Source organism: Janthinobacterium sp. BJB446, assembly GCF_002735655.1.
GTDB lineage: Bacteria > Pseudomonadota > Gammaproteobacteria > Burkholderiales > Burkholderiaceae_D > Janthinobacterium > Janthinobacterium lividum.
On sequence record NZ_PDZK01000001.1, the window covers coordinates 3,494,103 to 3,519,043 of the forward strand.

Below are 24,941 nucleotides of genomic sequence, written 5' to 3' on the forward strand. Positions count from 1 at the left end.
TCGCTCCTTACAGCAGAATTTTGCGCATGTCGGCCAGGACTTCGCCGAGGTACACGGAGAATCGCGCGCCCATCGCGCCATCGACCACGCGGTGGTCGTAGGACAGCGAGGTGCCCATCATCAAGCGTGGCTGGAAGGCCTTGCCATCCCATACCGGCTTGATCGAGGCTTTCGACAGGCCCAGGATCGCCACTTCCGGCGCATTGACGATAGGCGTGAAGTGCGTGCCGCCGATGCCGCCCAGGGACGAAATCGTGAAGCTGGCGCCCTGCATGTCGGCCGGTTTCAGCTTGCCTTCGCGCGCCTGCAGCGACAATTCCGTCATTTCGCGGGCGATCTGCGAAACCGACTTCTGGTCCGCGCCCTTGATCACCGGTACCACCAGGCCATTCGGCGTGTCGGCCGCGAAGCCGATGTTGTAGTACTGCTTGAGGATCAGGTTTTCGCCCTTGGCGTCGAGCGAAGCGTTAAACGCGGGGAATTTCTTCAGCGCGGCGACGGACGCCTTGATGACGAAGGCCAGCATGGTCAGCTTGGCCGCATCCTTGTTCTTCGCATTGGCCGCGTTGGTGTCGACGCGGAACGCTTCCAGGTCCGTCACGTCCGCTTCGTCGAACTGCGTGACGTGCGGGATCATGACCCAGTTGCGGTGCAGGTTCGGACCCGAGATTTTCTTGATGCGCGACAGCGGCAGCAATTCGGTCGTGCCGAACTTGCTGAAGTCCAGCGACGGCCATGGCAGCAGGTCCAGACCCACGCCCGAACCGCCTTTGGCAGCGGCCGGCGCATTTGGTGCGGCGACGGCGCCCGACATCACGCCCTTGACGAAGTTCTGCACGTCTTCCTGGGTGATGCGGCCTTTCGGACCGGAACCGCCCACGCGGGCCAGGTCCACGCCCAGTTCGCGCGCGAACTTGCGGATCGATGGCGAGGCGTGCGCCAGCTTGCCATTTGCGGCAGGCGCGGCGGCGGGAGCTGGTGCGGCAGCAGGTGCTGCGGCAGGCGCCGGCGCCGAAGCGACGGCGGCCGCTGGTGCGGCGGCAGCTTGCGCGGCAGGTGCAGGTGCAGCAGCGGCAGGAGCAGCGCCGCCCGTCGTTTCCACGACCAGTACCAGCGAACCCTTGGCAACCTTGTCGCCAACCTTGACTTTCAATTCCTTGACGACACCGGCATGGCTCGATGGAATTTCCATGCTGGCCTTGTCCGATTCGACCGTCAGCAGCGACTGGTCGACCTTGATCGCATCGCCCACCTTGACCATCAGTTCGATGACTTCGACTTCCTTGAAGTCGCCGATATCGGGCACGGTCACTTCCACCAGCGCAGGCGCGCCGGCAGGGGCGGCAGGTGCAGCGGCGGCGGGGGCGGCTTCAGCGGCAGGTGCTGCAGCGGCGGGTGCCGGTGCAGCGGCAGGCGCGGCCGTAGCGGACGCATCGTCCGCCACTTCCAGCAGCAGGACCAGCGAACCTTCGGCGATCTTGTCGCCCACGTTGACTTTCAATTCCTTGACGACACCGGCGTGGCTCGATGGAATTTCCATGCTGGCCTTGTCCGATTCGACCGTGATCAGGGACTGGTCAACCTTGACCGTATCGCCTGGCTTGACCATCAGTTCAATGATCTCGACTTCCTTGAAATCGCCGATATCCGGGACTTTGACTTCCACAATGCTCATAGCTTGCTCCGTTATTTTATTTGTCAGATGGACCCGCACACACGCCAGGGCGGCACTTTCGCACCGCCCTGGCATCATCGGGTCCGCACAACGATTACTGGGTCACCGGATTCGGTTTGTTCGCGTCGATGCCGTACTTGGCGATCGCCTGCTCCACCACCGACACGTCGATCTTGCCTTCGTCAGCCAGCGATTTGAGCGCGGCTACGGTGACATAATAACGGTTCACTTCGAAGAACTCGCGCAGCTTGGCGCGGCTGTCCGAGCGGCCAAAGCCATCGGTGCCCAGCACTTTATAAGTGCGGCCCTTCGGCATGAAGGCGCGGATCTGTTCTGCAAACGCGCGCATGTAGTCGGTCGTGGCGACGATCGGGCCGTCCGTGTCCTGCATCAGCGACGTCACGTACGGCACGCGCTGCTCTTTCGACGGGTTGACCATGTTCCAGCGTTCCGCATCCTGGCCATCGCGGGCCACCAGGGTCAGCGACGGCGCCGACCACACGTCCGCAGCCACGCCCCAGTCGTTTTGCAGCAATTCGGCGGCGAAGATCGATTCGCGCAGGATGGTGCCGCAACCGATCAGCTGTACGCGCAGCTTGGCGTCAGCCTGGCCTTCCTGCAGCTTGTACATGCCTTTCAGGATGCCTTCTTCCTGGCCTGGCTTGATGCCTGGCTGGGCGTAGTTTTCGTTCATGATCGTGATGTAGTAGAACACATCTTCCTGGTTGGCGATCATGCGGCGCAGGCCGTCCTGGATGATGACGGCGACTTCATGGCTGAAGGTCGGATCGTACGGCATGCAGGTCGGGATGGTCGCGGCGAAGATATGGCTGTGGCCATCTTCGTGCTGCAAGCCTTCGCCGTTCAGGGTCGTACGGCCAGCCGTACCGCCCATCAGGAAGCCACGGGCGCGCATATCGGCCGAAGCCCACACCTGGTCGCCGATGCGCTGGAAGCCGAACATCGAGTAGAAGGTGTAGAACGGGATCATGATGCGGTCGTTGGTCGAATACGACGTCGCCGCGGCAATCCACGAGCTCATGCCGCCCGCTTCGTTGATGCCCTCTTGCAGGATCTGGCCAGCCTTGTCTTCGCGGTAGTACATGACCTGGTCTTTGTCGACTGGCTCGTACAACTGGCCTTTCGGGTTGTAGATGCCGATCTGGCGGAACAGGCCTTCCATGCCGAAGGTACGCGATTCATCGACCAGGATAGGCACCACGCGCTGACCCAGGTTCGGGTCTTTCAGCAGGGTCGAAATGACGCGCACGAACGCTTGCGTGGTCGAGATTTCACGGCCTTCCGGCGTCGCTTCCAGCACGTTCTTGAAGGCGTCCAGACCAGGCACGGGCAGGGTTTCTTCCGACTTCTGGCGGCGCTGCGGCAGGTAGCCACCGAGGGCCTTGCGGCGCTCGTGCAGGTAGACCATTTCCGGCGCGTCGTCGGCCGGCTTGAAGAACGGGATGTCGGCCAGCTTGTCGTCAGGGATAGGCAGCGAGAAGCGGTCGCGCATTTCGCGGATGGCTTCGTCGTCCAGTTTTTTCGTCTGGTGCGCCGTGTTGCGCGCTTCGCCGGACTTGCCCATGCCGTAGCCCTTGATGGTTTTCACCAGCAGGACGGTTGGCTGGCCCTTGTGTTCCTGGGCGATCTTGAATGCCGCGTAGATCTTGTGCGGATCGTGACCGCCACGGGTCAGGCGCCAGATGTCGTCGTCCGTCATGTTGGCAACCATTTCCAGCAGCTTCGGATGCTTGCCGAAGAAGTGCTTGCGAACGTAGGCGCCATCTTTCGCCTTGTAGTTCTGGTATTCGCCGTCGACGGTTTCCATCATCACGCGCTGCAGGATGCCTTCCTTGTCCTGTGCCAGCAGGGCGTCCCAGCCCGGGCCCCAGATGACCTTGACGACGTTCCAGCCGGCGCCGCGGAATTCGCCTTCCAGCTCCTGGATGATCTTGGTATTGCCGCGCACAGGGCCGTCCAGGCGCTGCAGGTTGCAGTTGACCACGATGACCAGGTTGTCGAGCATGTCGCGTGCAGCCAGGCCGATCGCGCCCAGCGATTCCGGCTCGTCCATCTCGCCGTCGCCGCAGAAGGCCCAGACCTTGCGGTTGTCGGTCTTGGCGATGCCGCGTGCGTGCAGGTATTTCAGGAAGCGCGCCTGGTAGATCGCCATGTGCGGGCCCAGGCCCATCGACACGGTCGGGAACTGCCAGAAGTCAGGCATCAGCTTCGGATGCGGGTACGAAGACAGGCCCTTGCCGTCGACTTCCTTGCGGAAGTTCAGCATTTGCTCTTCCGTCAAACGTCCTTCGAGGAAGGCGCGCGCGTAGACGCCGGGCGAGGAGTGGCCCTGGATGTACAGCAGGTCGCCGCCGTGGTCGGCCGTTGGCGCGTGCCAGAAATGGTTGAAACCGATGCCCAGCATGTTCGCCAGCGAAGCGAACGAGGACAAGTGGCCGCCCAGGTCGCCGTCGGCACGGTTGGCCTTGACGACCATGGCCATGGCGTTCCAGCGCATCCACGAGCGCAGGCGTTCTTCGTATTCGAGGTTGCCGGGACAGTGTGCTTCTTGCTTGGTGGGGATGGTATTGACGTAGGCGGTGGTGCTGGAGAACGGGATCTGGGCGCCGCGGCGGCGAGCCAGGTCAACCATGCGCTCCATCAGGTAATGCGCGCGCTCCGGACCTTCATTTTCCAGAACGGCTTCGAGCGCGTCCAGCCACTCCTTGGTTTCCTGCATATCCGGGTCGGTGCCGATCTGTGTCGTTACCTGGTTCAGTTGAGCTGACATCTGTTGAGTCTCCTTTGTGAACGCCCCACCCCGATTTTCCGGATCGCTGTCGGACGGTATTTCGCTGATTATTTACTATTAAGTCGGTTTAGTGTGGGGATTCTAACAGCGTATTTACTATTTTTCAAATTACGATATAGCATTTCACATCATGAAATCATCCTATGAAATTTATGCTGCACTGCCGCAAATTCTGCCCGGAAATTAGGGTGATCAAAGTGCCAAAAACGGCGCCAAAAGAACCGCAGGCCCTTGCGCTCCCTAGGCCACCAGCACACCAGCAAAACGCATTAACGCCCCAGTCGTCCGCACAGGCATACCGGGCCAAGCGGGCCTGAAAAATGTCGAGGGCAAGGCGCGGCGACGCAGACAGTACGCCAGTACGGCAAGGAGCCGCAACGCCGCCATCGGCATTTTCTCAGGCTCGCGTCTGTGGCCCGCTTTTATGCCGGGCCAGGCGGGCCTGAAAAATGTCGAGGGCAAGGCGCAGCGACGTAGACAGTACGCCAGTACGGCAAGGAGCTGCAACGCCGCCATCGGCATTTTCTCGGGCCCGCGTCTCCGGCCCGCTGTTGTTACGCCTTTGCATAGCCAAAACCGCCCCTTTGCGCCGCCCGGCTTTATAATCTGACTTTTCCCTCCTACCAGCTCTCAGCCTCCCTACCATGCCAGCACAACTGATCGACGGAATCGCCCTCTCCCAAAAACTGCGCAGCGAGATCGCCACGCGCGCCGCCGCCCTCACGGCCAAGGGCACCCAGCCCGGCCTGGCCGTGATACTCGTCGGCGAAGACCCGGCCAGCCAGGTGTATGTCCGCAACAAGGTCAAGGCGTGCGGCGACGTGGGTTTTCACTCGGTGCTGGAAAAATATGAAGCGGACCTGTCCGAAGCGGACTTGCTGGCACGTATTGCCAGCCTGAATGCGGACCCGGCCATCCACGGCATCCTCGTGCAGATGCCCTTGCCCAAGCACATCAACCCGCACAAGGTCATCGAAGCGATCGCCACGACGAAAGACGTGGATGGCTATTCCGTCCTGAGCGCCGGCGAACTGATGACGGGCTTGCCCGGCTTCCGCCCGTGCACGCCGTACGGCTGCATGAAACTGATCGAAAGCACGGGCGTGGACTTGCGCGGCAAGCACGCCGTCGTCATCGGCCGCAGCAACACCGTCGGCAAGCCGATGGCCCTGCTGCTCTTGCAAGCGAACGCTACCGTCACCATCTGCCATAGTGCGACCCCGGACCTGGGCCTGTACACGCGCCAGGCGGACGTGGTCGTGGCCGCCGTCGGCCGCCGCAACACCCTGACGGCCGACATGGTCAAGCCGGGCGCCATCGTCATCGACGTGGGCATGAACCGCGACGATGACGGCAAGCTGTGCGGCGACGTGGATTTTGCCGGAGTGAAAGACGTCGCGTCGCACATCACGCCCGTGCCGGGTGGCGTGGGGCCGATGACGATCACCATGCTACTCATGAATACCGTCGAGGCGGCAGAGCGCGTGTAAAAACACCGGGGCGGCCTGACCGTCCCTTTTAATATATGGAACCGACGATGACTACCAATCCCCTGCTTGATTTTTCCGGCCTGCCACGCTTCGACGCGATTACGCACGAGCATGTCACGCCTGCCATCGACACCTTGCTGGCCCAGGCGCGCGCCACGGTGGCGCAGCTGGAAGCGCCTATGGAAGAAGTGAGCTGGGAGAACTTCGTCGCCCCCCAGGACCAGATCGCCGAAACCCTGGGCCGCGCCTGGAGCATCGTCAACCACCTCAACAGCGTGATCGATACGCCGGAACTGCGCGCCGCCTACAATGCGAACCAGCCCAAGGTGACGGAATTCTTGACCGAACTGGGCCAGAACGAAATCCTCTTCGGCAAATACAAGCAATTGCAGGCCCGCGCCGATTTCGCCAGCCTGTCGCCAGCGCGCCGCCGCATCGTCGACAATGCCGTGCGCGATTTCCGCTTGGGCGGCGCCGAGTTGCCCGAGGACAAGAAAGAGCGCTTTGGCGCCATCCAGGAAGAACATGCGGCCGTCTCGACGCGCTTTTCCGAAAACGTGCTCGACGCCACCAATGACTACAAGCTGCTGGTCGAGAGCGAAGCTGAACTGGCCGGCTTGCCCGACGACGTGAAAGCGGCCGCGCGCGCCGCCGCCGAAAAGGCTGGCAAAGCGGGCTATGAATTCTCGCTGCACTTCCCTTCCTACTACCCGATCCTGCAATTTGCCGACAACCGCGCGCTGCGCGAAACCATCTACCGTGCCAATGCCACCAAGGCCTCGGACCAGGGCGACGTCTTCAGCAGGAAAGAGGAGTGGGACAATACGCACAACATCGTCACTCTTTTGCAATTGCGCGACGAAGAGGCAAAACTGCTCGGCTACGCCAATTTCGCCGAAGTGTCGCTGGTCTCCAAGATGGCCACCTCGCCTGCGCAAGTGATCGCCTTCCTGGAAGACCTGGCGAAACGCGCGCGCCCGTTCGCCGAGAAGGACTTGGCAGAACTGAAACAATTCGCGAAGGAAGAGCTGGGCATTGCGGAACTGCAAGCGTGGGACGTGCCTTACGCTTCCGAAAAACTGCAGGAACGCCGCTACGCATTCTCGGCCCAGGAAGTCAAACAGTATTTCCCTGAACACAAGGTGATCGACGGCCTGTTCCGCCAGATCCAGAACCTGTTCGCCGTCGAGATCAAGCCTGATACGGCACCCGTCTGGCACCCGGACGTGCGTTTCTACCGCATCGAGCGCGACGGCACACTGGTCGGCCAGTTCTACCTGGACCTGTATGCGCGCGCGGGGAAAAGCGGCGGCGCCTGGATGGACGACGCGCGCGGCCGACGCGCCGACGCGCAACACGTGCAAACGCCGATCGCTTATCTCACCTGCAACTTCACGGAACCGGCCGTGGTCGACGGCAAGGTACAGCCAGCCCTGTTCACGCACGATGAAGTGATCACCCTGTTCCACGAATTCGGCCACGGCCTGCACCATATGCTGACGGTGGTCGACGAGCTGGGCGTGTCGGGCATTTCCGGCGTCGAATGGGATGCCGTGGAACTGCCATCGCAATTCATGGAAAATTTCTGCTGGGAATGGGACGTGCTCGAACACATGACGGCGCATGCCGTCACGGGCGCGCCGCTGCCGCGCGCGCTGTACGACAAGATGCTGGCCGCCAAGAATTTCCAGTCTGGCTTGCAAACCCTGCGCCAGGTGGAGTTTTCCTTGCTCGACATGCATCTGCACTATGACTACGACGCCAGCACGGGCCAGAGCGTGCAGCAACTGATCGACGGCGTGCGCGCCAAGTTCGCGCTGCTCATCCCGCCCCCGTTCAACCGCTTCCAGAATGCCTTCGGGCACATTTTCTCCGGCGGCTACGCGGCTGGCTACTACAGCTACAAATGGGCCGAGGTGCTGTCCGCCGACGCCTATGCGGCGTTTGAAGAAGCCAGGGCGCTGGGACCGGCCGCCACCACGGCGGCAGGCAAGCGCTACCTGCAGGAAATCCTGTCCGTCGGCGGCTCGCGCCCCGCGCTGGAATCGTTCACGGCCTTCCGTGGCCGCGAACCGTCCATCGACGCCCTGCTGCGCCACAGCGGCATGGCCGCTTGATCGCCATGAGCCGCGTCGATTTTCACAGCAATGTGCCGGACAAGCTGGCCTACGCCTGCCGCCTGGCCCGCAAGGCCTACATGGCCGGCAACAAGGTCGTCGTGCTGGCGGCCGACAGCGCCCAGCTCGACGCCTTGAACAGCGCCATGTGGACCATTTCCGCCACGGATTTCCTGCCCCACGTGCTGGCCGGCGATCCGCTGGCGGCGCAGACACCCATCATCCTCACCGATGACGAAGCGGCCGAGTTGCCGCACCACGACATCCTCGTCAACCTGTCGCAGTTGCCGCCCGCCAACTACGCGCAGTTCCAGCGCGTCTTCGAGATCGTCTCCATGGATGAGCAAGATGCGCAAGCGGGCCGCCAGCGCTTCCTGCATTACCGCCAGCAAAACGTGCAGCCGACCCACTTCGTGGCAGGGAAGACATGAATCAACCGCCATTCGACCAGGGCATTCCCCTGCTGACGGAGGTGCTGCTGGGACCGGAGACGGCGCCCGCCATGCCAGTCGCGCCTGCTGTCGAGGCAGCGCCGGCGTTGCCGCCAACGGTGGCGCAACCAGACTGGGACGCCATCGAACAGCGGCTGACGCAACGCATCCTGCACCAGGTGCAGGGCAAGATCGACCATCTGCTGGAAGAGCGCATCGCCCACGTCCTGCAGACGGCCCTGCAAAACGCCCTGATCGGCATGCGCGGCGCCCTGCGCGAAGATCTGCAGCAGTCGCTGGAGCAGATCGTCGCGCATGCCGTGAGCCATGAGTTAGGTCACCTGCATCCGCCCGCGCAGTAATCTCGCCACTTTGCCCCCCCAACGGCGAAAGGCTGGGGTCAGACCCTCAGGGTCCGACCCCGGATGTTGTTTTGGGGTAGAAGAACGCAGATTTTCTTACACCCTTCCCCCTCCCAACGCCATTCTTTGGTGCGCTCGCGCCTGCGAAATCGGTGCATCGCGCCTCACTTTGGTGATTGTTGCGACAAAATGTAAAAAGCCCGAAATGCGGCTTTGCGCCGCCTGTTTTTTGTTGTACCTTTCTTCACACGTACCGCCTGTCGAAGCGGTTTTCACGAGACGCCGCCGTATCTTTATCCATTGGAGAATGTTTATGCTGCTCAAGACCAAAGTCCTTCCTCTCGCCGTCGCCCTTGCCTTTGCCGGCCATGCGGGCGCACAGGAAATCATCAAGATCGGCCACGTCGCCCCGGTCTCTGGCGCCAGCTCCCACCTGGGCAAGGATAACGAGAACGCGGCCAAGATGGCGATCGAGGATTTGAACGCCAAAGGGTTCAAGATCGACGGCAAAGCCGTGAAATTCGTGCTGGTCCCCGAAGATGACGCAGCCGATCCCAAGCAGGGCACGGCCGTGGCGCAAAAGCTCGTCGACGCCAAGGTCAACGGCGTGGTCGGCCACCTGAACTCGGGCACGACGATTCCCGCCTCGCGCATTTACTTCAATGCCGGCATTCCACAGATTTCACCGGCCGCCACCAACCCGACATATACCCAGCAGAAATTCAACACGGCCTTCCGCGTCGTCGCCAATGACAACAAGCTGGGCGGAACGTTGGGCGCGTATGCCGTGGGCAAGCTGCAGGCGAAGAAAATCGCCGTCATCGATGACCGCACGGCATACGGCCAGGGCGTGGCGGAACAATTCGTCAAGGGCGCCAAGAAGGCGGCCCCAGGCGTGCAAATCGTCGGCAAGGAATTTACCAATGCCAACGCGACGGACTTCAATGCCATCCTGACCAGCATCAAGTCGAAAAATCCCGACCTGATCTTCTTTGGCGGCATGGACTCCGTGGGCGGCCCCATGCTGCGCCAGATGAAGGCGCTGGGCATCAAGGCCAAATTCATGGGCGGCGATGGCTTGTGCACGGAGCCGCTGGGCAAGCTGGCAGGCGACGCTGTGGGCGAAGACATGGTCACCTGCGCGGAAGCGGGCGGCGTGACGGGCGCGCAGCAAAAAGGCATGGACGACTTCCGCGCCCGCTACAAGCAGAAATACAATATGGAAGTGCAGCTGTACGCGCCATACGTCTACGATGCCGTGATGACCATGGCCACCGCCATGGCCGACGCGAAATCGTCGAAACCATCCGTCTACCTGCCTTTCCTGGCCAAGGTGCACTACCAGGGCGTGACGGGCCCGATCTCGTTCGACGCCAACGGCGACATCAAGGATGGCGCGCTGACCTTGTTCACCTATCGCGATGGCAAGAAGACCAAGATGGAAGTAGTCAAATAATAGAACCTACTGCGCGGCGCGATTTGCGGCCTGCGATGCTCACTGTGCATTCGCACAGCTCCGCTTCTCAGCCACAACTCACATCCGCTCGCTACGGTTCTTGCTGCCCGGCTACATAAGCCAGTAAGCCTTCGGCCAGCGCGTCGAAGGCGGCGCGGCAGCGCAGGCTGCCGCGCAAGTCTTCATGCATGGTGATCCAGGTTTCCATCGGTAGCGCAAACGCTTGCGGCAACACGCGCCGCAGGGCTGGATCGCGCGCCGCCAGACGCGCCTGGCACACGCCGATGCCGGCGCCCGCGCGTATCAGGGCCAGTTGCGCCAGGTCGCTGTCGCTGCGCCAGGCAAAATTTTCCCGCGCAAATCCGTTGAAAGCCGCGCCCGCGTTGCGCACGAAGGGGCTCGCCTCGTCGTAGCCGATGACGGCATGCTGCGCCAGATCGGCCAGTACCAGCGGCATGCCATGCCGCGCCAGGTAATCCACGTGGGCATGCAGGCCCAGTTCGATATCGCCCACCTTGCGCGCCACCAGCTGTTCCTGGCGCGGCCGCAGCATGCGCACGGCGATGTCCGCTTCCCGTCGCAGCAGATCCTGCACCTTGTTACTCAATACCAATTCAATGGTCAAGCCCGGATGGCGCGCGCGCAGGCGGGCCAGGATGGGCGGCAGCACTTCCACGCCCACCACTTCGCTGGCTGCGATGCGCACGACGCCGGCCACGCCCTGCCCCTGGCTGCTGGCGGCGCGCTGCATCAGGGCGGCAGTATGTTCCATGGTTTCCGCATGGGGCCGCAGCGCGAGGGCCACTTCCGTGGGCAGCAAGCCCAGCTGGGAGCGCGTGAACAGGGTCGCGCCCAGCGCCTGCTCCAGGGCAGCGATATGCCGGCCGACGGTGGGCTGCGTGATGCCCAGCGCGCGTGCCGCGCCGGACAGGGAACCGTGCTTCAGCACGGCCAGCAGCGAACGGTAGTATTCCCAGGCGATCGAGGTGGTCATACATAAATGTATAGCCCATGGTCGATGCTCGTCAATTCCCAATTAGCCTTGCGCGGCAGATACTGGCTCCATCAACCACACGGAGGACAATATGGACAAAACGGTATTGGTACTGGGCGCGACGGGCGGCATCGGCGGCGAGATGGTCCGCCAACTGCAGGCGGCAGGCTGGCAGGTGCGCGCCCTGACGCGGGGAGAAACGCCATCGCCACGCGGCGATAACATCGAGTGGCTGCGCGGCGATGCGCTGTCGCGCGCGGACGTGCTGGCGGCCGCGAAAAGCTGCGCTGTCATCGTGCACGCCGTCAACCCGCCCGGCTACCGCCACTGGGGCCGGCTGGTGCTGCCCATGCTCGACAACACGATTTCAGCGGCGATTGCCGAGGGCGCCACCATCGTGCTGCCGGGCACCGTGTACAACTTCGGTCCCGACGCCTTTCCCGCATCGGGAGACTTACTTGCGGAAGATGCGCCGCAACGCCCGCTCACGCGCAAGGGCGCCATCCGCGTGGCACTGGAAGCGCGGCTGGAATGGGCCAGCACGCAGGGCGCCAGGGTCATCATCGTGCGCGCGGGCGACTTCTTCGGCCCCCGCGCCGGCAACAACTGGTTTTCGCAGGGGCTGGTGAAACCGGGCCAGCCCGTGCGCAGCGTGCTGTATCCCGGTACGCACGGCGTCGGCCACCAGTGGTCCTACCTGCCCGACGTGGCACGCACAATGCTGCAATTGCTGGCCATGCGCGCCACCTTGCCGGCCTTCTCCCGCTTTCACATGGCCGGCCACTGGGACCACGACGGCCGGCAAATGACGGGCGCGATTGCCCGCGTGGTGGAACAGGCGACAGGAACTGCGCCCGCCATCCGGCGTTTTCCGTGGTGGCTGGTGGCGCTGGCGTCGCCGTTCGTGGCGACCCTGCGCGAAATGCGCGAGATGCGCTATCTGTGGCACACGCCCTTGGCCATGGACAATGCGCGGCTGCTGGCCGTGCTGGGCCAGGAGCCGCATACGCCGCTCGACGAGGCGGTGCGGGCGACATTGGAAGGCATGGGTAATCTGCAGAAGGCAGCGGGCAAAAAAAACGCGCCGGGATTGCCGGCGCGCTGATTGCAGTTACTGCGGCACAGATTATTTCTGTGCGAGTACCCATTTGACCAGGGTGTGGGCTTCCGCATCGCTCACTTGCGGGTTCGCTGGCATCGGGATCGCGCCCCAGGTGCCGGAACCGCCCTTCATGACTTTCGCCACGAGCTTGGCTTCCGCGTCTTTCTGACCGGCATACTTGGCAGCCACGTCCTTGAACGCAGGGCCCACCAGTTTCGTGCTCACCGCGTGGCAAGCCATGCAGTTTTTTGCTTTCGCCAGGTCCGGATTGGCCAACGCTGCTTGCGATGCCAGAGCCGATACGGCCAATACACTCACCAACATAAAACGTTTCATTGTCTTTTCTCCAAAGTTACTTCCTGCGGCATTTTACTGTGTTTCCGCAGATGCACCACGAGCCCAGATCAAGCGTTTCAATGTAGTAACGCAATGTAGTCAGGAGGCATGCATATTCTGCCCCATCTGCGCGTCCATGACCATGTTGTTTGTAAGGCGATGTAACGACAGCCGGCCCCGCGCAGCAGATCGGGGCCGGCTGTCTTACCTGCGCAACAGTATCCAACACCTGGCAAAACCGTAGCGAGCGGCAGCGAGTTGTGGCTGAGAAGCGCAGCTGTGCGGATGCACAGTGAGCATCGCAGGCCGCAAATCGCGACGCGCAGTAGGTTTTGCCTGGTGTGGTCAGCGCTTCTTCAGTTGGGAGAGATCGCGCACGGCGCCCCGGTCAGCCGACGTCGTCAGCGCCGCATACGCCTGCAGCGCCTGCGACACATAGCGCTCGCGGTTGACGGGCAGCCAGGCCGCGTCGCCCTTCGCTTCCATGGCGGCGCGGCGCGCGGCCAGTTCAACGTCCGTCACACGCAAATTAATGGTGCGCTCGGGGATGTCGATGTCGATGAAGTCGCCCTCTTCCACCAGGCCGATGGCGCCGCCTTCGGCCGCTTCCGGCGAGGCGTGGCCGATCACCAGGCCCGAGGAACCGCCCGAGAAGCGCCCGTCCGTGAACAGCGCGCACGCCTTGCCCAGACCTTTGGATTTGATGTACGAAGTCGGGTACAGCATTTCCTGCATGCCGGGGCCGCCTTTCGGGCCTTCGTAGCGGATGATGACAACGTCGCCTTCATGCACGGTATCGGCCAAAATCGCTTCAACAGCGGCATCCTGGCTTTCGAACACGCGCGCCTTGCCCGAGAATTTCAGGATGCTTTCATCGACGCCTGCCGTCTTGACGATGCAGCCTTTTTCCGCCAGGTTGCCGTACAAGACGGCCAGGCCGCCATCCTGCGAGTAGGCGTGCGCCTTGTCGCGGATGCAGCCCGTGCTGCGGTCCGTGTCGACTGCCGCAAAACGCTCCGATTGCGAGAACGCCGTCTGCGTCGGTACGCCGCCCGGGGCGGCGCGGAACAATTCATGCACGGCCGGATTGTCCGTGCACATGATGTCGTTTTGCGCGATGGCGTCGGCCAGGGTCGGCGCGTGGATGGTCGGCAGGGTCGTGTTCAGCAAGCCGGCGCGCGCCAGTTCGCCCAGGATGCCCACGATGCCGCCCGCGCGGTGCACGTCTTCGATATGGTATTTGTCCGTCATCGGCGCGACCTTGCACAGGCACGGTACCTTGCGCGAGATGCGGTCGATGTCGGCCATCGTGAATTCCACTTCCGCTTCGTGCGCGGCGGCCAGCAAGTGCAGCACGGTATTCGTCGAACCGCCCATGGAAACGTCGAGCGCCATGGCGTTTTCAAATGCGGACTTGGTGGCGATGGAACGTGGCAGCACCGAGTAATCGTCCTGCTCGTAATGGCGCTTGGCCAGCTCGACGATCAGGCGGCCCGCGCGCAGGAACAGCTGCTGGCGGTCCGAGTGCGTGGCCAGGATGGTGCCGTTGCCGGGCAGGGCCAGGCCCAGCGCCTCGGTCAGGCAGTTCATCGAGTTGGCCGTAAACATGCCGGAGCAGGAACCGCAGGTAGGACAGGCCGAACGTTCGATCTCCGCCACGTCGGCGTCGGACACCGTGCTGTCACCCGCCTTGATCATGGCGTCGACCAGGTCCAGCTTGATGATCTTCTGCGTGCCGTTGACCACCTTGACAACCTTGCCCGCTTCCATCGGCCCGCCCGAGATGAAGACGACGGGGATATTGATGCGCATGGCGGCCATCAGCATGCCCGGCGTGATCTTGTCGCAGTTCGAGATGCAGACCATGGCGTCGGCGCAGTGGGCGTTGACCATGTATTCGACGGAATCGGCGATCAGGTCGCGCGAAGGCAACGAATACAGCATGCCGCCGTGGCCCATGGCGATGCCGTCATCGACGGCGATGGTGTTGAATTCCTTGGCTACGCCGCCAGCCGCCTCGATTTCGCGCGCCACCATCTGGCCCAGGTCTTTCAGGTGCACGTGGCCGGGCACGAACTGGGTAAACGAGTTGACCACGGCGATGATCGGCTTGTCGAAGTCGCCGTCCTTCATGCCGGTGGCGCGCCACAGGGCGCGGGCGCCAGCCATGTTGCGGCCGTGGGTGGTGGTGCGGGAGCGGTATTGCGGCATGATGGGGACCTTCCGAGAAATGAATAATGCCTGACTGCGCGGATTTTCAGCAAAACCCTGCATGCAGTGGGGGTACGTCAGATTGCCTTGCGCGCGCCCCACTGTCAAATATATGATGCACGTGTCTGTGAGTCGTTTTATATATCACAGAACTTATTCCACATGGAAACGCATATGAACCTTGAACTGCGCCAGCTGCGCTATTTCGTCACCGTCGCCGAGGAATTGCACTTCGGCCGCGCCGCCGCGCGCCTGCACATGACGCAACCGCCCCTGTCGCAAACCATCATGGCCCTGGAAGAATTGCTGGGCGCGCCCCTGTTCGTGCGCACGCGCCGCGAAGTGCAGCTGACGCCGGCCGGCACGGCCCTGCTGCCCGAGGCGCGCCGGCTGCTGGCGCAGGCGTTCGATTTGCCCGCGCTGGTGCAACGGGCCGCGCAGGGCGAGGCGGGGCGATTGAGCCTGGCGTTTGTTTCCTCGGCCGACTACAGCGTGCTGCCGCCGCTGCTGCGCGCGTATCAGACGGCTTATCCGCAAGTACAGATCCAGTTGCAGGAGGCCACTTCCGACCTGCAGCTGGACGAATTGCTGGCCGGGCGCACGGATGCGGGCCTGTTGATCCCGCCCCTGCCCGAAAAGGCCAAAGGGGAACTCGATTACCTGCCCGTGCTGGCCGAGCCGCTGGTGCTGGCCGCGCCGTCCGGCCTCGACATTTTAAATACGCCGGGCGCCGTGCGCCTGCGCGACGTGCCGTCCCTGCCCTTGATCATTTTCCCGCGCGCGATCTCGCCCGCCCTGCACGACGCCATCCTCGGCGTGTTCCGCGCGGCCGGCATCACGCCGCAGATCGGCCAGGAAGCGATCCAGATGCAAACCATCGTCAGCCTCGTCTCGGCTGGCATGGGCATCGCGCTTGTGCCACAATCGGTATCGAATCTGATGCGCCCGGGCGTAGAATACAGGCCGCTGCAGGACGCCACGCCGCTGGTGGAAACGGGCCTGGCCTGGCGCCGCGACAATCCGTCCGCCGTGCTGCAAGGCTTTCTGGCGCTGTTGCGCAAGCAGATAGGCCACCCGGCACGATAAATTAAGTGGCCGCTAAGGCAAAGAACCGCAAGCGCCCCCATACTACGCAACCTTGGCTTTAAACAAAGAAAGAAACTCCATGCTGATACACCCGATGCCCGACCCGATAGCCATCCAGATCGGCCCGCTCGCCGTGCACTGGTACGGCCTGATGTATGTGCTGGCCTTTGCCCTGTTTATTATCCTGGGCCGCGTGCGCATCAAGCAGCCGCATATCGCCGTGCTGGGCTGGAAGAAGGAAGACCTCGATGACATGCTGTTCTACGGCATGCTGGGCGTGGTGATCGGCGGGCGCCTGGGCGAAGTGCTGTTCTACCGCCCCGAATACTTCATGCACAATCCGCTCGAGATCTTCATGGTCTGGCATGGCGGCATGTCCTTCCATGGCGGCTTCCTCGGCGTCATCCTGGCCATGTACCTGTGGAGCCGCAAGGCGGGCCGCAACCTGTTCGACGTGCTCGACTTCATCGCGCCGCTGGTGCCGCTCGGCTACGCGGCCGGCCGTCTGGGCAACTTCATCAATGCAGAACTGCCGGGCCGCATCGCGCCGGACACCCTGCCGTGGGCCATGCAATGGCCAGGCATTCCGTATCCAGTGCACCCGTCGCCGCTCTACCAGATGCTGGTCGACGGCATCCTGGTGTTTATCATCCTGTGGCTGTATGCGCGCAAGCAGCGTCCGCGCATGGCCGTCGGCGCCATGTTCACCCTGCTGTACGGCTGCGCGCGCTTCTTCACGGAATACTTCCGCACGCCGGACTGGGAAGTCGTGTGGCTGGGCGTGCCGATCACGTCGGGCCAGATGCTGTCCCTGCCGATGATCGTCGGCGCCATCGCGCTGCTGGTGTGGGCGTATAAAAGCCAGGTAATGGGCACGCCGCCCACCAAGGCCCGCCCGGCCAACACGTAACACCGCTGTTCTCCCGATGGCGCGCCAGGCAGGCGCGCCATCCCCCTCCTCCGGCAACCTTTCCCTCAAAGCAGCATAATTTCCTTGCGGAATGAATCTTCGCTTGCGATAGCGCAATGATCGCTTTACCCTGCAGCAAGAGCAGGGCATGCAATCATGCTGTGTTGGCAATTCGAGCGGGGAGTCCCATCCATGCAGTATGCGAGGAAGACCACGACATTCTGGCTGGCGCTGGCGGGCGGCTACGTGCTGGCGCAACTGGCCTTGACGGCTTGGGCCGGGACGCGCGGTCCCGCCGTAAGCTACCTGTTCGGCGTGATGGCGCCACTGCTGGCGCTGGCCGCCTGCTGCCGCAACGCCAGCCTGAGCGCGCCCGGCGTCGTGCGCACGGGCTGGGGCCTGTTTGCGGCCGCCATGCTGTTCTGGAGCGTGGGCATGGCGTTGTCCGCCTGGCAAGACCTGAGCGGCCATGTGGCGTCCGACACGACGTATTTCTCCGATTTTGCCTATTTCATGTATGGCGCGCCCTTGCTGCTGGCCATTTCCTCGGTCAGCGACCGCCACCCTTCGCGCACCCTGCAATGGCTGGACGCCGTGCAAGTGCTGCTGGCAGCTTACCTGACCTATACGGCCATCTTTTCCGTCTCGCCCTTCGACCAGCGCTCGATCGCGCCGATACCCGCCAGCCTGCTGGTGACGACGTACAACGTGGAAAACCTCGTCCTGGCCTGTTGCGCCTCGCTGCGCCTGCTGGCGCACCGCCGCGATGGCGCACAAGGGCGTTTCTACCTGCTACTCAGCGTGTTCCTGTGGTGCTACGCCGCCTGCGCGGGCGCCTATAATTACCTGACCCTGCATGCGCTGGCCGAAGCCGGTCCCAGCGAGGTACTGCCCAGCCTGCCTTTCCTGCTGCTGGCGGTGCTGGCCATGCGCGTGCAGCCGGGCGAGGAAGAAGCACGGCCGCCGCGGCCGTTGACCTTGCTGATTGACAACTTCAGCCCCATCTTCTTCACGGCAGCCCTGCTGGGACTGGGATTCGTCGTGCTGCGCGAGCATTTCTACCTGGCGGCCAGCGCGCTGTTTGTCGCGCTGACGGTCCACGCGCTGCGCTCGGCCAGCCTGCAAAGCCGCTACATGCAAAGCGAACGGGCTTTGCGCGAAGCCCACGACAAACTGGAAAAGCTGTCGCTGACGGATGGCTTGACGGGCATCGCCAACCGGCGCTGCTTCGACCAGACCCTGCAGCTGGAGTGGCAGCGCGCCGCGCGCAACAATCAACCGCTGGCGCTGCTGATCATCGATATCGACTTCTTCAAAAGCCTCAACGATACCTTCGGCCACCCGTATGGCGACGCCTGCCTGCAGCAGATCGCGGCCGCCCTGCATTCCGCGCTGCCGCGCGCCAGCGACCTGGCGGCCCGCTTCGGCGGAGAGGAGTTTGCCGCCATCCTGCCCGCCACCGATGGCGCGGGTGCACTGGCCGTGGCGCACAAGATGCAGGAAGCGATCGCCGCGGCCGCCATCGTCCACGCACCGTCGCGCGGCGGCCTGGTGACGGCCAGCATCGGCCTCGCGCTGAATGACGCAGGACAGACGCCGGAACAATTGCTCGCCGCCGCCGACCAGGCCCTGTACCGGGCCAAGCAGAATGGCCGCAACCGGGTCGAAGGCTAGCCTGTCAGCTTGCCGGTAATGACTTTCCATTGCGCCGGCGTCACGGGCGTGATCGACAGACGGCTGCCTTTCTTGAGCAGCAGCATGTCTTCCAGTTCCGGCATCTGGCGCATCTCGGACAGGGGCAGCAGCGCCGTCTTCTTGACGCCGCGCACGTCGACGCTGATCCAGCGCGGCTGCTCTTGCGTGGCCTTGGCATCGAAATATTTGCCGCCCTCTTCAAACTGGCTGTGATCGGGATACGCGCCGCTGGCCACTTCGGCCACGCCCGCCACGCCCGGCTGCGGGCAGCTCGAGTGATAGAACAGCACGCCATCGCCCGGTTGCATGCCATCGCGCATGAAGTTGCGCGCCTGGTAGTTGCGCACGCCGAACCACGGCATGGTGTGTTTGGGCGCCGCCATCAGGTCGTCGATGCTCACTTCATCGGGTTCGGATTTCATCAGCCAATATTGTTTCATATTCACTCCCTATCAAAAGCAACAGGCGTAAAAAAACGGTTGCGCATCGATGCTGCAACCGTTTTCTTGGTACTGCGAATTGGGCCCCGCCTGTGCCGCTATGCCGGCATCCCGAACCAAACGGTTCAAGGTGGTCACGTTAGTTCAATTTCGGGTTCGTCGAACGAGCGACGCTCACTCCCATCAAACAAAATTCGCAACCGATGCGCATAAATGGTTCAAGGAATATATGGCAATCGCGAACACCGCAGGGTAGACCCAAGTTTACTCCTTTGATCGCGCATCGCAAAGACAAATCGTACCGTATCCACTTAAAAACCAATTAATAACACCGAATAAAACCGTAGCGAGCGGCGATGAATTGTGGCTAAGAAGCGCAGCTGTGCTAGAGCACAGCGAGCATCGCAGGCCGCAATGCGCGACGCGCAGCAGGTTTGATTCGATGTTTAAAAAAGGTTTTCCTGGGGCGTCAGGGCACTATCCAGGACTGTGTGCATGGCCGAGATTTTCTGCTTCACTTCCAGTATCGTCAATTCCGACAGCGGACCTTGCGGCGACTTCACGGAGAGGAATTCCGCGGCCACGCCCAGGGCGGCCAGCACGGCGATGCGGTCGTTGCCCTTGACCTTGCCCGCGTCGCGGATGGCTTTCATTTTGCTATCGAGATAGATCGCCGCTTCGCGCAGCGCGCGCTCTTCGCCGTCGCGGCACACCATGCTGTAGGACTGGCCCATGATATTGACATCGACACGCGGCATTACGCTTCCTTCTCGTTCTCGGCACTATAGGCGCCCGCTTCCGAAGCGGCTTGCTCCAGGCCGGCTTGCACCAGTTCGGGAATTTTTTCCAGCAAAGCTTCCACCCGCTCCTGCGCCTCGCGCATGCGCTGCACATACAGGGCGTTCTCGGCGGCCAGCGCGGCATTGTCCTTGCGCAGTTGCGCGTTTTCACGGCGCAGCGCATGGGTCATTTCGGCCAGCAGGCCTATTTTGTCGGATAATTCGTTGAATTCGGAAATCATCCCGCCACTATAGGGCGGACGCTCCATGGGCGTCAATCGAATCACGCCGCTGTCACACATATTTACATCAATGCAGGGCAGTTGGCGGACAATACACGCTTTTTCCGGCGCTTTTCGCCAAGTGCGCGCATCTGCCGACGCCGCGATGGCAGCGTTTTACTCGTCGACGTAATCGGGTTCGATATCGAGTCCGCCATAGCGGTTTTCGCAAGAGCGGCGCGTCAGCGTCTGTTGTCCGCCCTTGCCGTCAAGAACCATCGTCAAGTCGCGGCAAGTACTGCGATAACTGCCAGGCTTGGCGTCCGTCCCCGAGGGCGTCAGGCGCACTGCCAGCGGCACCGCATTGCCCAGGCCCTTGTTGCTCCACTGGCGCGTCTTGCCATCCTCTTCATCTTTCAAGGTGCGCACGGCGGCCGTCAGCAGCGCTTTCTGTTCCCTGGCATTGAGCTTGGCGATGGTGACGTCGGACAGAAATGGCGGATACACGACGGGCGCCGGGTCCTTGCCCTGCACATCCCAGCGTCCGCTGTTCTGCGAACAGGTGCGGCGGCTCAGGTCCTGCGACTTGTCGCCCGCGGTGACGACGAATTTCAGGTCGCGGCACACGTGCGCCTTCAAGCTGTGTTCCGTCATGCCGGAGTTGCTGAAGTTATATGTAACTTTCACCAGCACGCCATTGTCGGCGCCGTTGTCCCACACATGGGCTTCCTGGTCGTCGTCGTCCTTGTTCAAATCGTTGAACAAGTCATTGAGCAACATTTCCTTTTCCAGCGGCGTCAGGGCCGCCACGGTGATCTCGTCGACGATGGTGGGCGTTTGCGCCGCGGCATTGCCCAGGCAGGCGAGACCGACGAGAGTAGCGCCCAACAGGCGCAGGGCGGGATGGGAAATCGGGAATGGCATGGCGTGCTTTCTGGTGCGAGTGGTGATATTGATATGCAATTGCAATCATCTTATCAAATTTCATAGTCAAACTCTGTTTCCTATGCGTACAGGAACGCCCCCTCTCCGAACGGCATGCTAGAGTCGCGCCTGTTGCTGACGCCCGGGAACGAGGCTTGTGCTGGCGCAAACCCTGTGTAGATGCAGGCTCTGCTCAGCATCTATCTATATGTTCCCCTTGAATAAGCCCCCTACCGTCCCTATAATTAGCACTCGTTAGTAGAGAGTGCTAACAAACTCTTTCGTAGCAATCCTCAGGACTGATGGTGCTTGCCAGGCCACTGCAGGGAACGCTACGCGGCGGGCGACGCCGCGATGCACCACTGCCGGATACAGGCAAGGACAGGATGACATGGGGTTTGCTTGACCGTTGCGGGCTGCTTTCAACGGCGGTCACTGAAAGCACGTCTGGCGCTGTGCCAGGCATGTATTCATTTAGCAACACCTATCCATTGAACTTTAAGGAGTTTTGTATGAATCTGCGCCCATTGAACGATCGCGTCATCGTCAAACGCCTCGACCAGGAAACCAAGACTGCGTCCGGCCTCATCATTCCTGATGCAGCTGCTGAAAAACCGGATCAAGGCGAAGTCCTTGCCGTAGGCAATGGCAAGATTCTCGACGACGGCAAAGTGCGTCCTCTGGATGTCAAAGTGGGCGACCGCGTCCTGTTCGGCAAGTACGCCGGCCAAACCGTCAAAGTTGACGGCGATGAGCTGCTGGTCATGCGCGAAGAAGACATCATGGCGATCGTCGTCAAGTAATTGTTTCCACGTTGTAGACAGATACATCCCGAAACTCAGGAGAATTGAACATGGCAGCTAAAGAAGTAGTATTCGGCGACGCAGCGCGCGCCAAGATGGTCGAAGGCGTCAACATCCTCGCCAACGCAGTCAAAGTAACGCTGGGCCCGAAAGGCCGCAACGTGGTCCTGGAGCGCTCGTTCGGCGCCCCTACCGTCACCAAGGATGGTGTCTCGGTAGCGAAAGAAGTTGAACTCAAAGACAAGCTCATGAACATGGGCGCGCAAATGGTCAAGGAAGTTGCTTCCCGCACCAGCGACAACGCCGGCGACGGCACCACCACCGCAACCGTGCTGGCACAAGCCATCGTGCGCGAAGGCATGAAGTTCGTTGCCGCCGGCATGAACCCGATGGACCTGAAGCGCGGTATCGACAAGGCAGTTGCTGCCACCGTCGAAGAACTGGCGAAAATCGCCCGTCCTTGCACCACGACCAAGGAAATCGCCCAGGTTGGCGCGATCTCGGCAAACTCGGACTACTCGATCGGCGAGCGTATCGCTGAAGCGATGGAAAAAGTCGGCAAGGAAGGCGTCATCACCGTTGAAGACGGCAAGTCGCTGAACGACGAGCTGGACATCGTTGAAGGCATGCAGTTCGACCGCGGCTACCTGTCGCCATACTTCATCAACAACCCGGAGAAACAAGTTGCCGTACTGGACAGCCCATTCGTCCTGCTGTGCGACAAGAAAATCTCGAACATCCGCGACCTGCTGCCGGTACTGGAACAAGTCGCAAAAGCTGGCCGTCCACTGCTGATCATCGCAGAAGACATCGAAGGCGAAGCGCTGGCTACCCTGGTTGTGAACAACATCCGCGGCATCCTGAAAACTTGCGCAGTGAAAGCACCTGGCTTCGGCGACCGCCGCAAAGCCATGCTGGAAGACATCGCTGTCCTGACCGGCGGCCAAGTGATCGCTGAAGAAGTCGGCCTGACCCTGGAAAAAGTGACCCTGGCCGAACTGGGCCAAGCGAAACGCATCGAAGTGGGCAAGGAAAACACCATCGTTATCGATGGCGCCGGCGAAGCAGCTTCGATCGAAGCACGCGTGAAACAAGTGCGTGTACAGATCGAAGAAGCGACCTCGGACTACGACCGTGAAAAACTGCAAGAGCGCGTCGCCAAACTGGCTGGCGGCGTTGCCGTGATCAAGGTTGGCGCAGCCACCGAAGTCGAAATGAAAGAGAAAAAAGCCCGCGTTGAAGATGCACTGCACGCGACCCGCGCTGCCGTGGAAGAAGGCATCGTGCCAGGCGGCGGCGTAGCCCTGCTGCGCGCACGCGCCAACATCACGGTCAAGGGCGACAATCCTGATCAAGATGCTGGTATCAAGATCGTCCTGCGCGCAATGGAAGAGCCACTGCGCATGATCGTGCAAAACGCTGGCGAAGAAGCTTCGGTCGTCGTGGCAGCCGTACTGGCTGGCTCGGGCAACTACGGCTACAACGCTGCCAACGGCACGTATGGCGACATGGTGGAAATGGGCGTCCTGGACCCAGCCAAAGTGACCCGTTCGGCGCTGCAAAACGCCGCTTCGATCGCTTCGCTGATGCTGACGACCGACTGCATGGTCTGCGAAATCGCTGACGACAAGGCAGGCGGCGGCATGGGCGGCGGCATGGGTGGTATGGGCGGCATGGGCGGCATGGACGGCATGATGTAATGTCCGGCGGCTGAACGCGCAGGCGACGGCGCGCTCAGCCGCACACGCAGGGACAGGGCTGGCAGACCAAAAGCTGCCAGCGCCTCCCGGCGGCCCCGAAAGCCACCTTCTACGGAAGGTGGCTTTTTTTCGCCTGTTGATTTTGCAAGCCCGTTGGCAAGCCCGGCGATTGCCGGCCTGTGCATTTTGCTTTAGCATGGCCGCCATCGTCCCTCTTTCTCACGCTCACCATCATGTCGCCACGCGCCTCTTCTTCCAAAACCACCATCATCGCCGGCATCCTGGCCGGCTTGCTGGCCGCCGGGCTCGGTGCTTTCTACCTGCATCAGCAGTCCGCGCCGCAGGCAGACAATGCCCCGACCGCGAGCAGCCAGACGGCGGTGCCGGAGCAGAACGCGCGCGCCGTCGATGCGCTGATGGCTTTGCCGGAAATCAAGGCATGGTCGGCGCATATCGAAAAGGCGTCCGGCGGCCGCGCGCACGGCGCCGTGATGGAAACGTCGCCCGAGACGCGCCTCATCGATGGCGTCGCTTGCTACCAGCTGAGCTTTTTCGAAAGCACGCCCGATGCGGCGCACCGGTGGGAGAGTTTCGTCGTCACGCCCGACGGCAAGCGCATCCTCGTCGACGACATCGTCAGCGGCGACCTGATCAGCCTGGAACAATGGCGCAAGGACAATGCGCCCATGCAGCGCATCGCCACGCAGTAACACCCCAAGCCGACGCGATGGCCAGGGACACTGGCGTTGCAGCGCAAGCTTTACTTTCTGGCATCGAAGCCCGATACTCGCCCACATGCCCGCCATCACTGTCCGCCCCCTCACGCCAGACGACGCCAGCGCCTACCGCGCGCTGCGCCTGGCCGGCATCGCCGAACTGCCCGCCGCCTTCTGCACCACGCATGCGGCGGAAAGCGGCTTGCCGCTGGCACAGATAGCCGAGCGCTTGCACGCCACCTCCCACCAAATAATATTTGGCGCTTTCAACAAGGAACAATTGATCGCCATGGCCGGCCTGCGCCGCGAACCGATCGCCGTCGTGCATGACAAGGCCAGCCTGTGGGGCGTGTACGTGGCGCCGCAGGCGCGCGGGCGCGGCGCGGGACGGCAACTGGTGCAGGCCGCCATCGCCCATGCCTGCGCCATTCCCGAGCTGGGCCGCGTGCGCCTGGCCGTGGCACAGGACAACCACGCGGCATTGACCCTGTACCTGGCTTGCGGTTTTACCCTGGAGGACTGTCCCGCATCGGATGGCATGCTGCAAATGCAGCTGTGGCTGCCCCGCCCTGCGCGTGCAAGTGCCGAAAGTAATGTCTTTATGAAAATCAATACCTTACAAATCCCTGCGAAATAGCGGACAGGCCGTTTTTTCTGTTGCAAGCAAACGCGGCAGGCCTT

Annotated in this window: 22 protein-coding genes and 1 other RNA gene; 13 read left to right on the forward strand and 10 right to left on the reverse strand. The window is 62.2% G+C overall.

The features are described 5' to 3' along the window. Window positions 1–7 precede the first annotated feature (7 nt). Both aceF and aceE read right to left on the reverse strand, forming a co-directional pair. Window positions 8–1,675 (reverse strand): dihydrolipoyllysine-residue acetyltransferase, encoded by a 1,668-nt coding sequence (gene aceF, locus CSQ92_RS15475; protein WP_099394501.1) that lies wholly within the window; start codon window positions 1,673–1,675, stop codon window positions 8–10. Window positions 1,676–1,769: 94 nt separating this feature from the next. Then, entirely contained in the window at window positions 1,770–4,466 is a 2,697-nt protein-coding gene (gene aceE, locus CSQ92_RS15480; RefSeq protein ID WP_034786560.1) for a pyruvate dehydrogenase (acetyl-transferring), homodimeric type, read from the reverse strand. 665 nt (window positions 4,467–5,131) lie between these two features. Between aceE and folD the strand changes: the two genes are divergently transcribed. The 5 genes from folD (at window position 5,132) to CSQ92_RS15505 (ending at window position 10,343) form a co-directional block, all read left to right on the forward strand. After that, window positions 5,132–5,977 carry a bifunctional methylenetetrahydrofolate dehydrogenase/methenyltetrahydrofolate cyclohydrolase FolD gene (folD, locus tag CSQ92_RS15485; RefSeq protein WP_034786559.1) on the forward strand — a complete coding sequence of 282 codons (846 nt, stop codon included), beginning with the start codon at window positions 5,132–5,134 and terminating at the stop codon, window positions 5,975–5,977. Window positions 5,978–6,024: 47 nt separating this feature from the next. Then, window positions 6,025–8,094, forward strand: a complete 2,070-nt coding sequence (locus tag CSQ92_RS15490; protein WP_099394502.1) for a M3 family metallopeptidase — start codon at window positions 6,025–6,027, stop codon at window positions 8,092–8,094. A gap of 5 nt (window positions 8,095–8,099) precedes the next feature. Beyond that, complete coding sequence (locus CSQ92_RS15495) at window positions 8,100–8,525, forward strand: DNA polymerase III subunit chi (protein ID WP_034786773.1); 426 nt, start codon at window positions 8,100–8,102, stop codon at window positions 8,523–8,525. Next, complete coding sequence (locus tag CSQ92_RS15500) at window positions 8,522–8,887, forward strand: hypothetical protein (protein ID WP_099394503.1); 366 nt, start codon at window positions 8,522–8,524, stop codon at window positions 8,885–8,887. The genes CSQ92_RS15495 and CSQ92_RS15500 overlap by 4 nt, the downstream gene beginning before the upstream one ends. Before the next feature lie 313 nt (window positions 8,888–9,200). Beyond that, window positions 9,201–10,343, forward strand: coding sequence for a branched-chain amino acid ABC transporter substrate-binding protein (locus tag CSQ92_RS15505; RefSeq protein WP_070257968.1), 1,143 nt, complete (start codon window positions 9,201–9,203; stop codon window positions 10,341–10,343). Window positions 10,344–10,434: 91 nt separating this feature from the next. Here CSQ92_RS15505 and CSQ92_RS15510 read toward each other — a convergent pair whose 3' ends face one another. Continuing rightward, window positions 10,435–11,337 carry a LysR family transcriptional regulator gene (locus CSQ92_RS15510; protein WP_099394504.1) on the reverse strand — a complete coding sequence of 301 codons (903 nt, stop codon included), beginning with the start codon at window positions 11,335–11,337 and terminating at the stop codon, window positions 10,435–10,437. 91 nt (window positions 11,338–11,428) lie between these two features. Here CSQ92_RS15510 and CSQ92_RS15515 point away from each other — a divergent pair, with 91 nt between their 5' ends. Then, on the forward strand, window positions 11,429–12,442 hold the full coding sequence (locus tag CSQ92_RS15515; protein ID WP_099394505.1) for an NAD-dependent epimerase/dehydratase family protein: 1,014 nt from the start codon (window positions 11,429–11,431) through the stop codon (window positions 12,440–12,442). A 21-nt stretch (window positions 12,443–12,463) separates the two neighbouring features. Here the strand turns inward: CSQ92_RS15515 and CSQ92_RS15520 are convergent, their stop codons facing one another. Further along, a complete protein-coding gene (locus tag CSQ92_RS15520) occupies window positions 12,464–12,775 on the reverse strand; it encodes a c-type cytochrome (protein WP_034786554.1) in 312 nt (103 codons plus the stop codon). A 345-nt stretch (window positions 12,776–13,120) separates the two neighbouring features. After that, a complete protein-coding gene (gene ilvD / locus CSQ92_RS15525; protein WP_034786553.1) occupies window positions 13,121–14,986 on the reverse strand; it encodes a dihydroxy-acid dehydratase in 1,866 nt (621 codons plus the stop codon). A gap of 174 nt (window positions 14,987–15,160) precedes the next feature. On the opposite strand from ilvD, the gene CSQ92_RS15530 reads away from it, so the two are divergent. From CSQ92_RS15530 to CSQ92_RS15540, 3 genes are all read left to right on the forward strand, one after another. After that, entirely contained in the window at window positions 15,161–16,072 is a 912-nt protein-coding gene (locus tag CSQ92_RS15530) for a LysR family transcriptional regulator (protein WP_099394506.1), read from the forward strand. A 79-nt stretch (window positions 16,073–16,151) separates the two neighbouring features. Next, the gene (lgt, locus tag CSQ92_RS15535; protein WP_099394507.1) at window positions 16,152–16,982 is read left to right on the forward strand and encodes a prolipoprotein diacylglyceryl transferase; all 831 of its coding nucleotides are present in this window, start codon (window positions 16,152–16,154) and stop codon (window positions 16,980–16,982) included. A 156-nt stretch (window positions 16,983–17,138) separates the two neighbouring features. Then, entirely contained in the window at window positions 17,139–18,656 is a 1,518-nt protein-coding gene (locus tag CSQ92_RS15540) for a GGDEF domain-containing protein (RefSeq protein WP_099394508.1), read from the forward strand. On the opposite strand, the gene CSQ92_RS15545 is transcribed toward CSQ92_RS15540, so the two are convergent. From CSQ92_RS15545 to CSQ92_RS15565, 5 genes are all read right to left on the reverse strand, one after another. After that, window positions 18,653–19,117 (reverse strand): EVE domain-containing protein, encoded by a 465-nt coding sequence (locus CSQ92_RS15545; RefSeq protein WP_034786549.1) that lies wholly within the window; start codon window positions 19,115–19,117, stop codon window positions 18,653–18,655. The two genes, CSQ92_RS15540 and CSQ92_RS15545, sit on opposite strands and share 4 nt — an antisense overlap. Before the next feature lie 79 nt (window positions 19,118–19,196). Next, window positions 19,197–19,374: non-coding RNA, 6S RNA (ssrS, locus tag CSQ92_RS15550), on the reverse strand. A 189-nt stretch (window positions 19,375–19,563) separates the two neighbouring features. Next, window positions 19,564–19,875 carry a cell division protein ZapA gene (locus CSQ92_RS15555; protein WP_034747344.1) on the reverse strand — a complete coding sequence of 104 codons (312 nt, stop codon included), beginning with the start codon at window positions 19,873–19,875 and terminating at the stop codon, window positions 19,564–19,566. Continuing rightward, complete coding sequence (locus tag CSQ92_RS15560; protein ID WP_306532427.1) at window positions 19,875–20,165, reverse strand: DUF904 domain-containing protein; 291 nt, start codon at window positions 20,163–20,165, stop codon at window positions 19,875–19,877. Before CSQ92_RS15560 ends, CSQ92_RS15555 begins: the two co-directional genes overlap by 1 nt. A gap of 129 nt (window positions 20,166–20,294) precedes the next feature. Next, window positions 20,295–21,041 carry a hypothetical protein gene (locus CSQ92_RS15565; protein ID WP_139179246.1) on the reverse strand — a complete coding sequence of 249 codons (747 nt, stop codon included), beginning with the start codon at window positions 21,039–21,041 and terminating at the stop codon, window positions 20,295–20,297. A gap of 512 nt (window positions 21,042–21,553) precedes the next feature. Here CSQ92_RS15565 and groES point away from each other — a divergent pair. The 4 genes from groES (at window position 21,554) to CSQ92_RS15585 (ending at window position 24,897) form a co-directional block, all read left to right on the forward strand. After that, entirely contained in the window at window positions 21,554–21,844 is a 291-nt protein-coding gene (gene groES / locus CSQ92_RS15570; RefSeq protein ID WP_010400979.1) for a co-chaperone GroES, read from the forward strand. A 50-nt stretch (window positions 21,845–21,894) separates the two neighbouring features. Then, window positions 21,895–23,544: a chaperonin GroEL gene (groL, locus tag CSQ92_RS15575; protein WP_034786546.1), complete on the forward strand. Its 1,650-nt coding sequence runs from the start codon at window positions 21,895–21,897 to the stop codon at window positions 23,542–23,544. Between the two features lie 233 nt (window positions 23,545–23,777). Then, window positions 23,778–24,254 (forward strand): hypothetical protein, encoded by a 477-nt coding sequence (locus tag CSQ92_RS15580; protein ID WP_257219223.1) that lies wholly within the window; start codon window positions 23,778–23,780, stop codon window positions 24,252–24,254. A gap of 85 nt (window positions 24,255–24,339) precedes the next feature. After that, window positions 24,340–24,897, forward strand: coding sequence for a GNAT family N-acetyltransferase (locus CSQ92_RS15585; RefSeq protein ID WP_180277015.1), 558 nt, complete (start codon window positions 24,340–24,342; stop codon window positions 24,895–24,897). Window positions 24,898–24,941 lie beyond the last annotated feature (44 nt).

Coding starts and splice junctions, on each gene's coding strand:
- aceE (WP_034786560.1), bottom strand. CDS start 4,466: ATGTCAGCTCAACTGAACCAGGTAACGACACAGATCGGCACCGACCCG.
- CSQ92_RS15500 (WP_099394503.1), top strand. CDS start 8,522: ATGAATCAACCGCCATTCGACCAGGGCATTCCCCTGCTGACGGAGGTG.
- CSQ92_RS15495 (WP_034786773.1), top strand. CDS start 8,100: ATGAGCCGCGTCGATTTTCACAGCAATGTGCCGGACAAGCTGGCCTAC.
- CSQ92_RS15545 (WP_034786549.1), bottom strand. CDS start 19,117: ATGAAACAATATTGGCTGATGAAATCCGAACCCGATGAAGTGAGCATC.
- CSQ92_RS15515 (WP_099394505.1), top strand. CDS start 11,429: ATGGACAAAACGGTATTGGTACTGGGCGCGACGGGCGGCATCGGCGGC.
- CSQ92_RS15505 (WP_070257968.1), top strand. CDS start 9,201: ATGCTGCTCAAGACCAAAGTCCTTCCTCTCGCCGTCGCCCTTGCCTTT.
- CSQ92_RS15580 (WP_257219223.1), top strand. CDS start 23,778: ATGTCGCCACGCGCCTCTTCTTCCAAAACCACCATCATCGCCGGCATC.
- CSQ92_RS15555 (WP_034747344.1), bottom strand. CDS start 19,875: ATGCCGCGTGTCGATGTCAATATCATGGGCCAGTCCTACAGCATGGTG.
- lgt (WP_099394507.1), top strand. CDS start 16,152: ATGCTGATACACCCGATGCCCGACCCGATAGCCATCCAGATCGGCCCG.
- groES (WP_010400979.1), top strand. CDS start 21,554: ATGAATCTGCGCCCATTGAACGATCGCGTCATCGTCAAACGCCTCGAC.
- CSQ92_RS15510 (WP_099394504.1), bottom strand. CDS start 11,337: ATGACCACCTCGATCGCCTGGGAATACTACCGTTCGCTGCTGGCCGTG.
- folD (WP_034786559.1), top strand. CDS start 5,132: ATGCCAGCACAACTGATCGACGGAATCGCCCTCTCCCAAAAACTGCGC.
- CSQ92_RS15530 (WP_099394506.1), top strand. CDS start 15,161: ATGAACCTTGAACTGCGCCAGCTGCGCTATTTCGTCACCGTCGCCGAG.
- CSQ92_RS15520 (WP_034786554.1), bottom strand. CDS start 12,775: ATGAAACGTTTTATGTTGGTGAGTGTATTGGCCGTATCGGCTCTGGCA.
- CSQ92_RS15585 (WP_180277015.1), top strand. CDS start 24,340: ATGCCCGCCATCACTGTCCGCCCCCTCACGCCAGACGACGCCAGCGCC.
- CSQ92_RS15540 (WP_099394508.1), top strand. CDS start 17,139: ATGCTGTGTTGGCAATTCGAGCGGGGAGTCCCATCCATGCAGTATGCG.
- aceF (WP_099394501.1), bottom strand. CDS start 1,675: ATGAGCATTGTGGAAGTCAAAGTCCCGGATATCGGCGATTTCAAGGAA.
- CSQ92_RS15565 (WP_139179246.1), bottom strand. CDS start 21,041: ATGCCATTCCCGATTTCCCATCCCGCCCTGCGCCTGTTGGGCGCTACT.
- CSQ92_RS15560 (WP_306532427.1), bottom strand. CDS start 20,165: ATGGAGCGTCCGCCCTATAGTGGCGGGATGATTTCCGAATTCAACGAA.
- CSQ92_RS15490 (WP_099394502.1), top strand. CDS start 6,025: ATGACTACCAATCCCCTGCTTGATTTTTCCGGCCTGCCACGCTTCGAC.
- ilvD (WP_034786553.1), bottom strand. CDS start 14,986: ATGCCGCAATACCGCTCCCGCACCACCACCCACGGCCGCAACATGGCT.
- groL (WP_034786546.1), top strand. CDS start 21,895: ATGGCAGCTAAAGAAGTAGTATTCGGCGACGCAGCGCGCGCCAAGATG.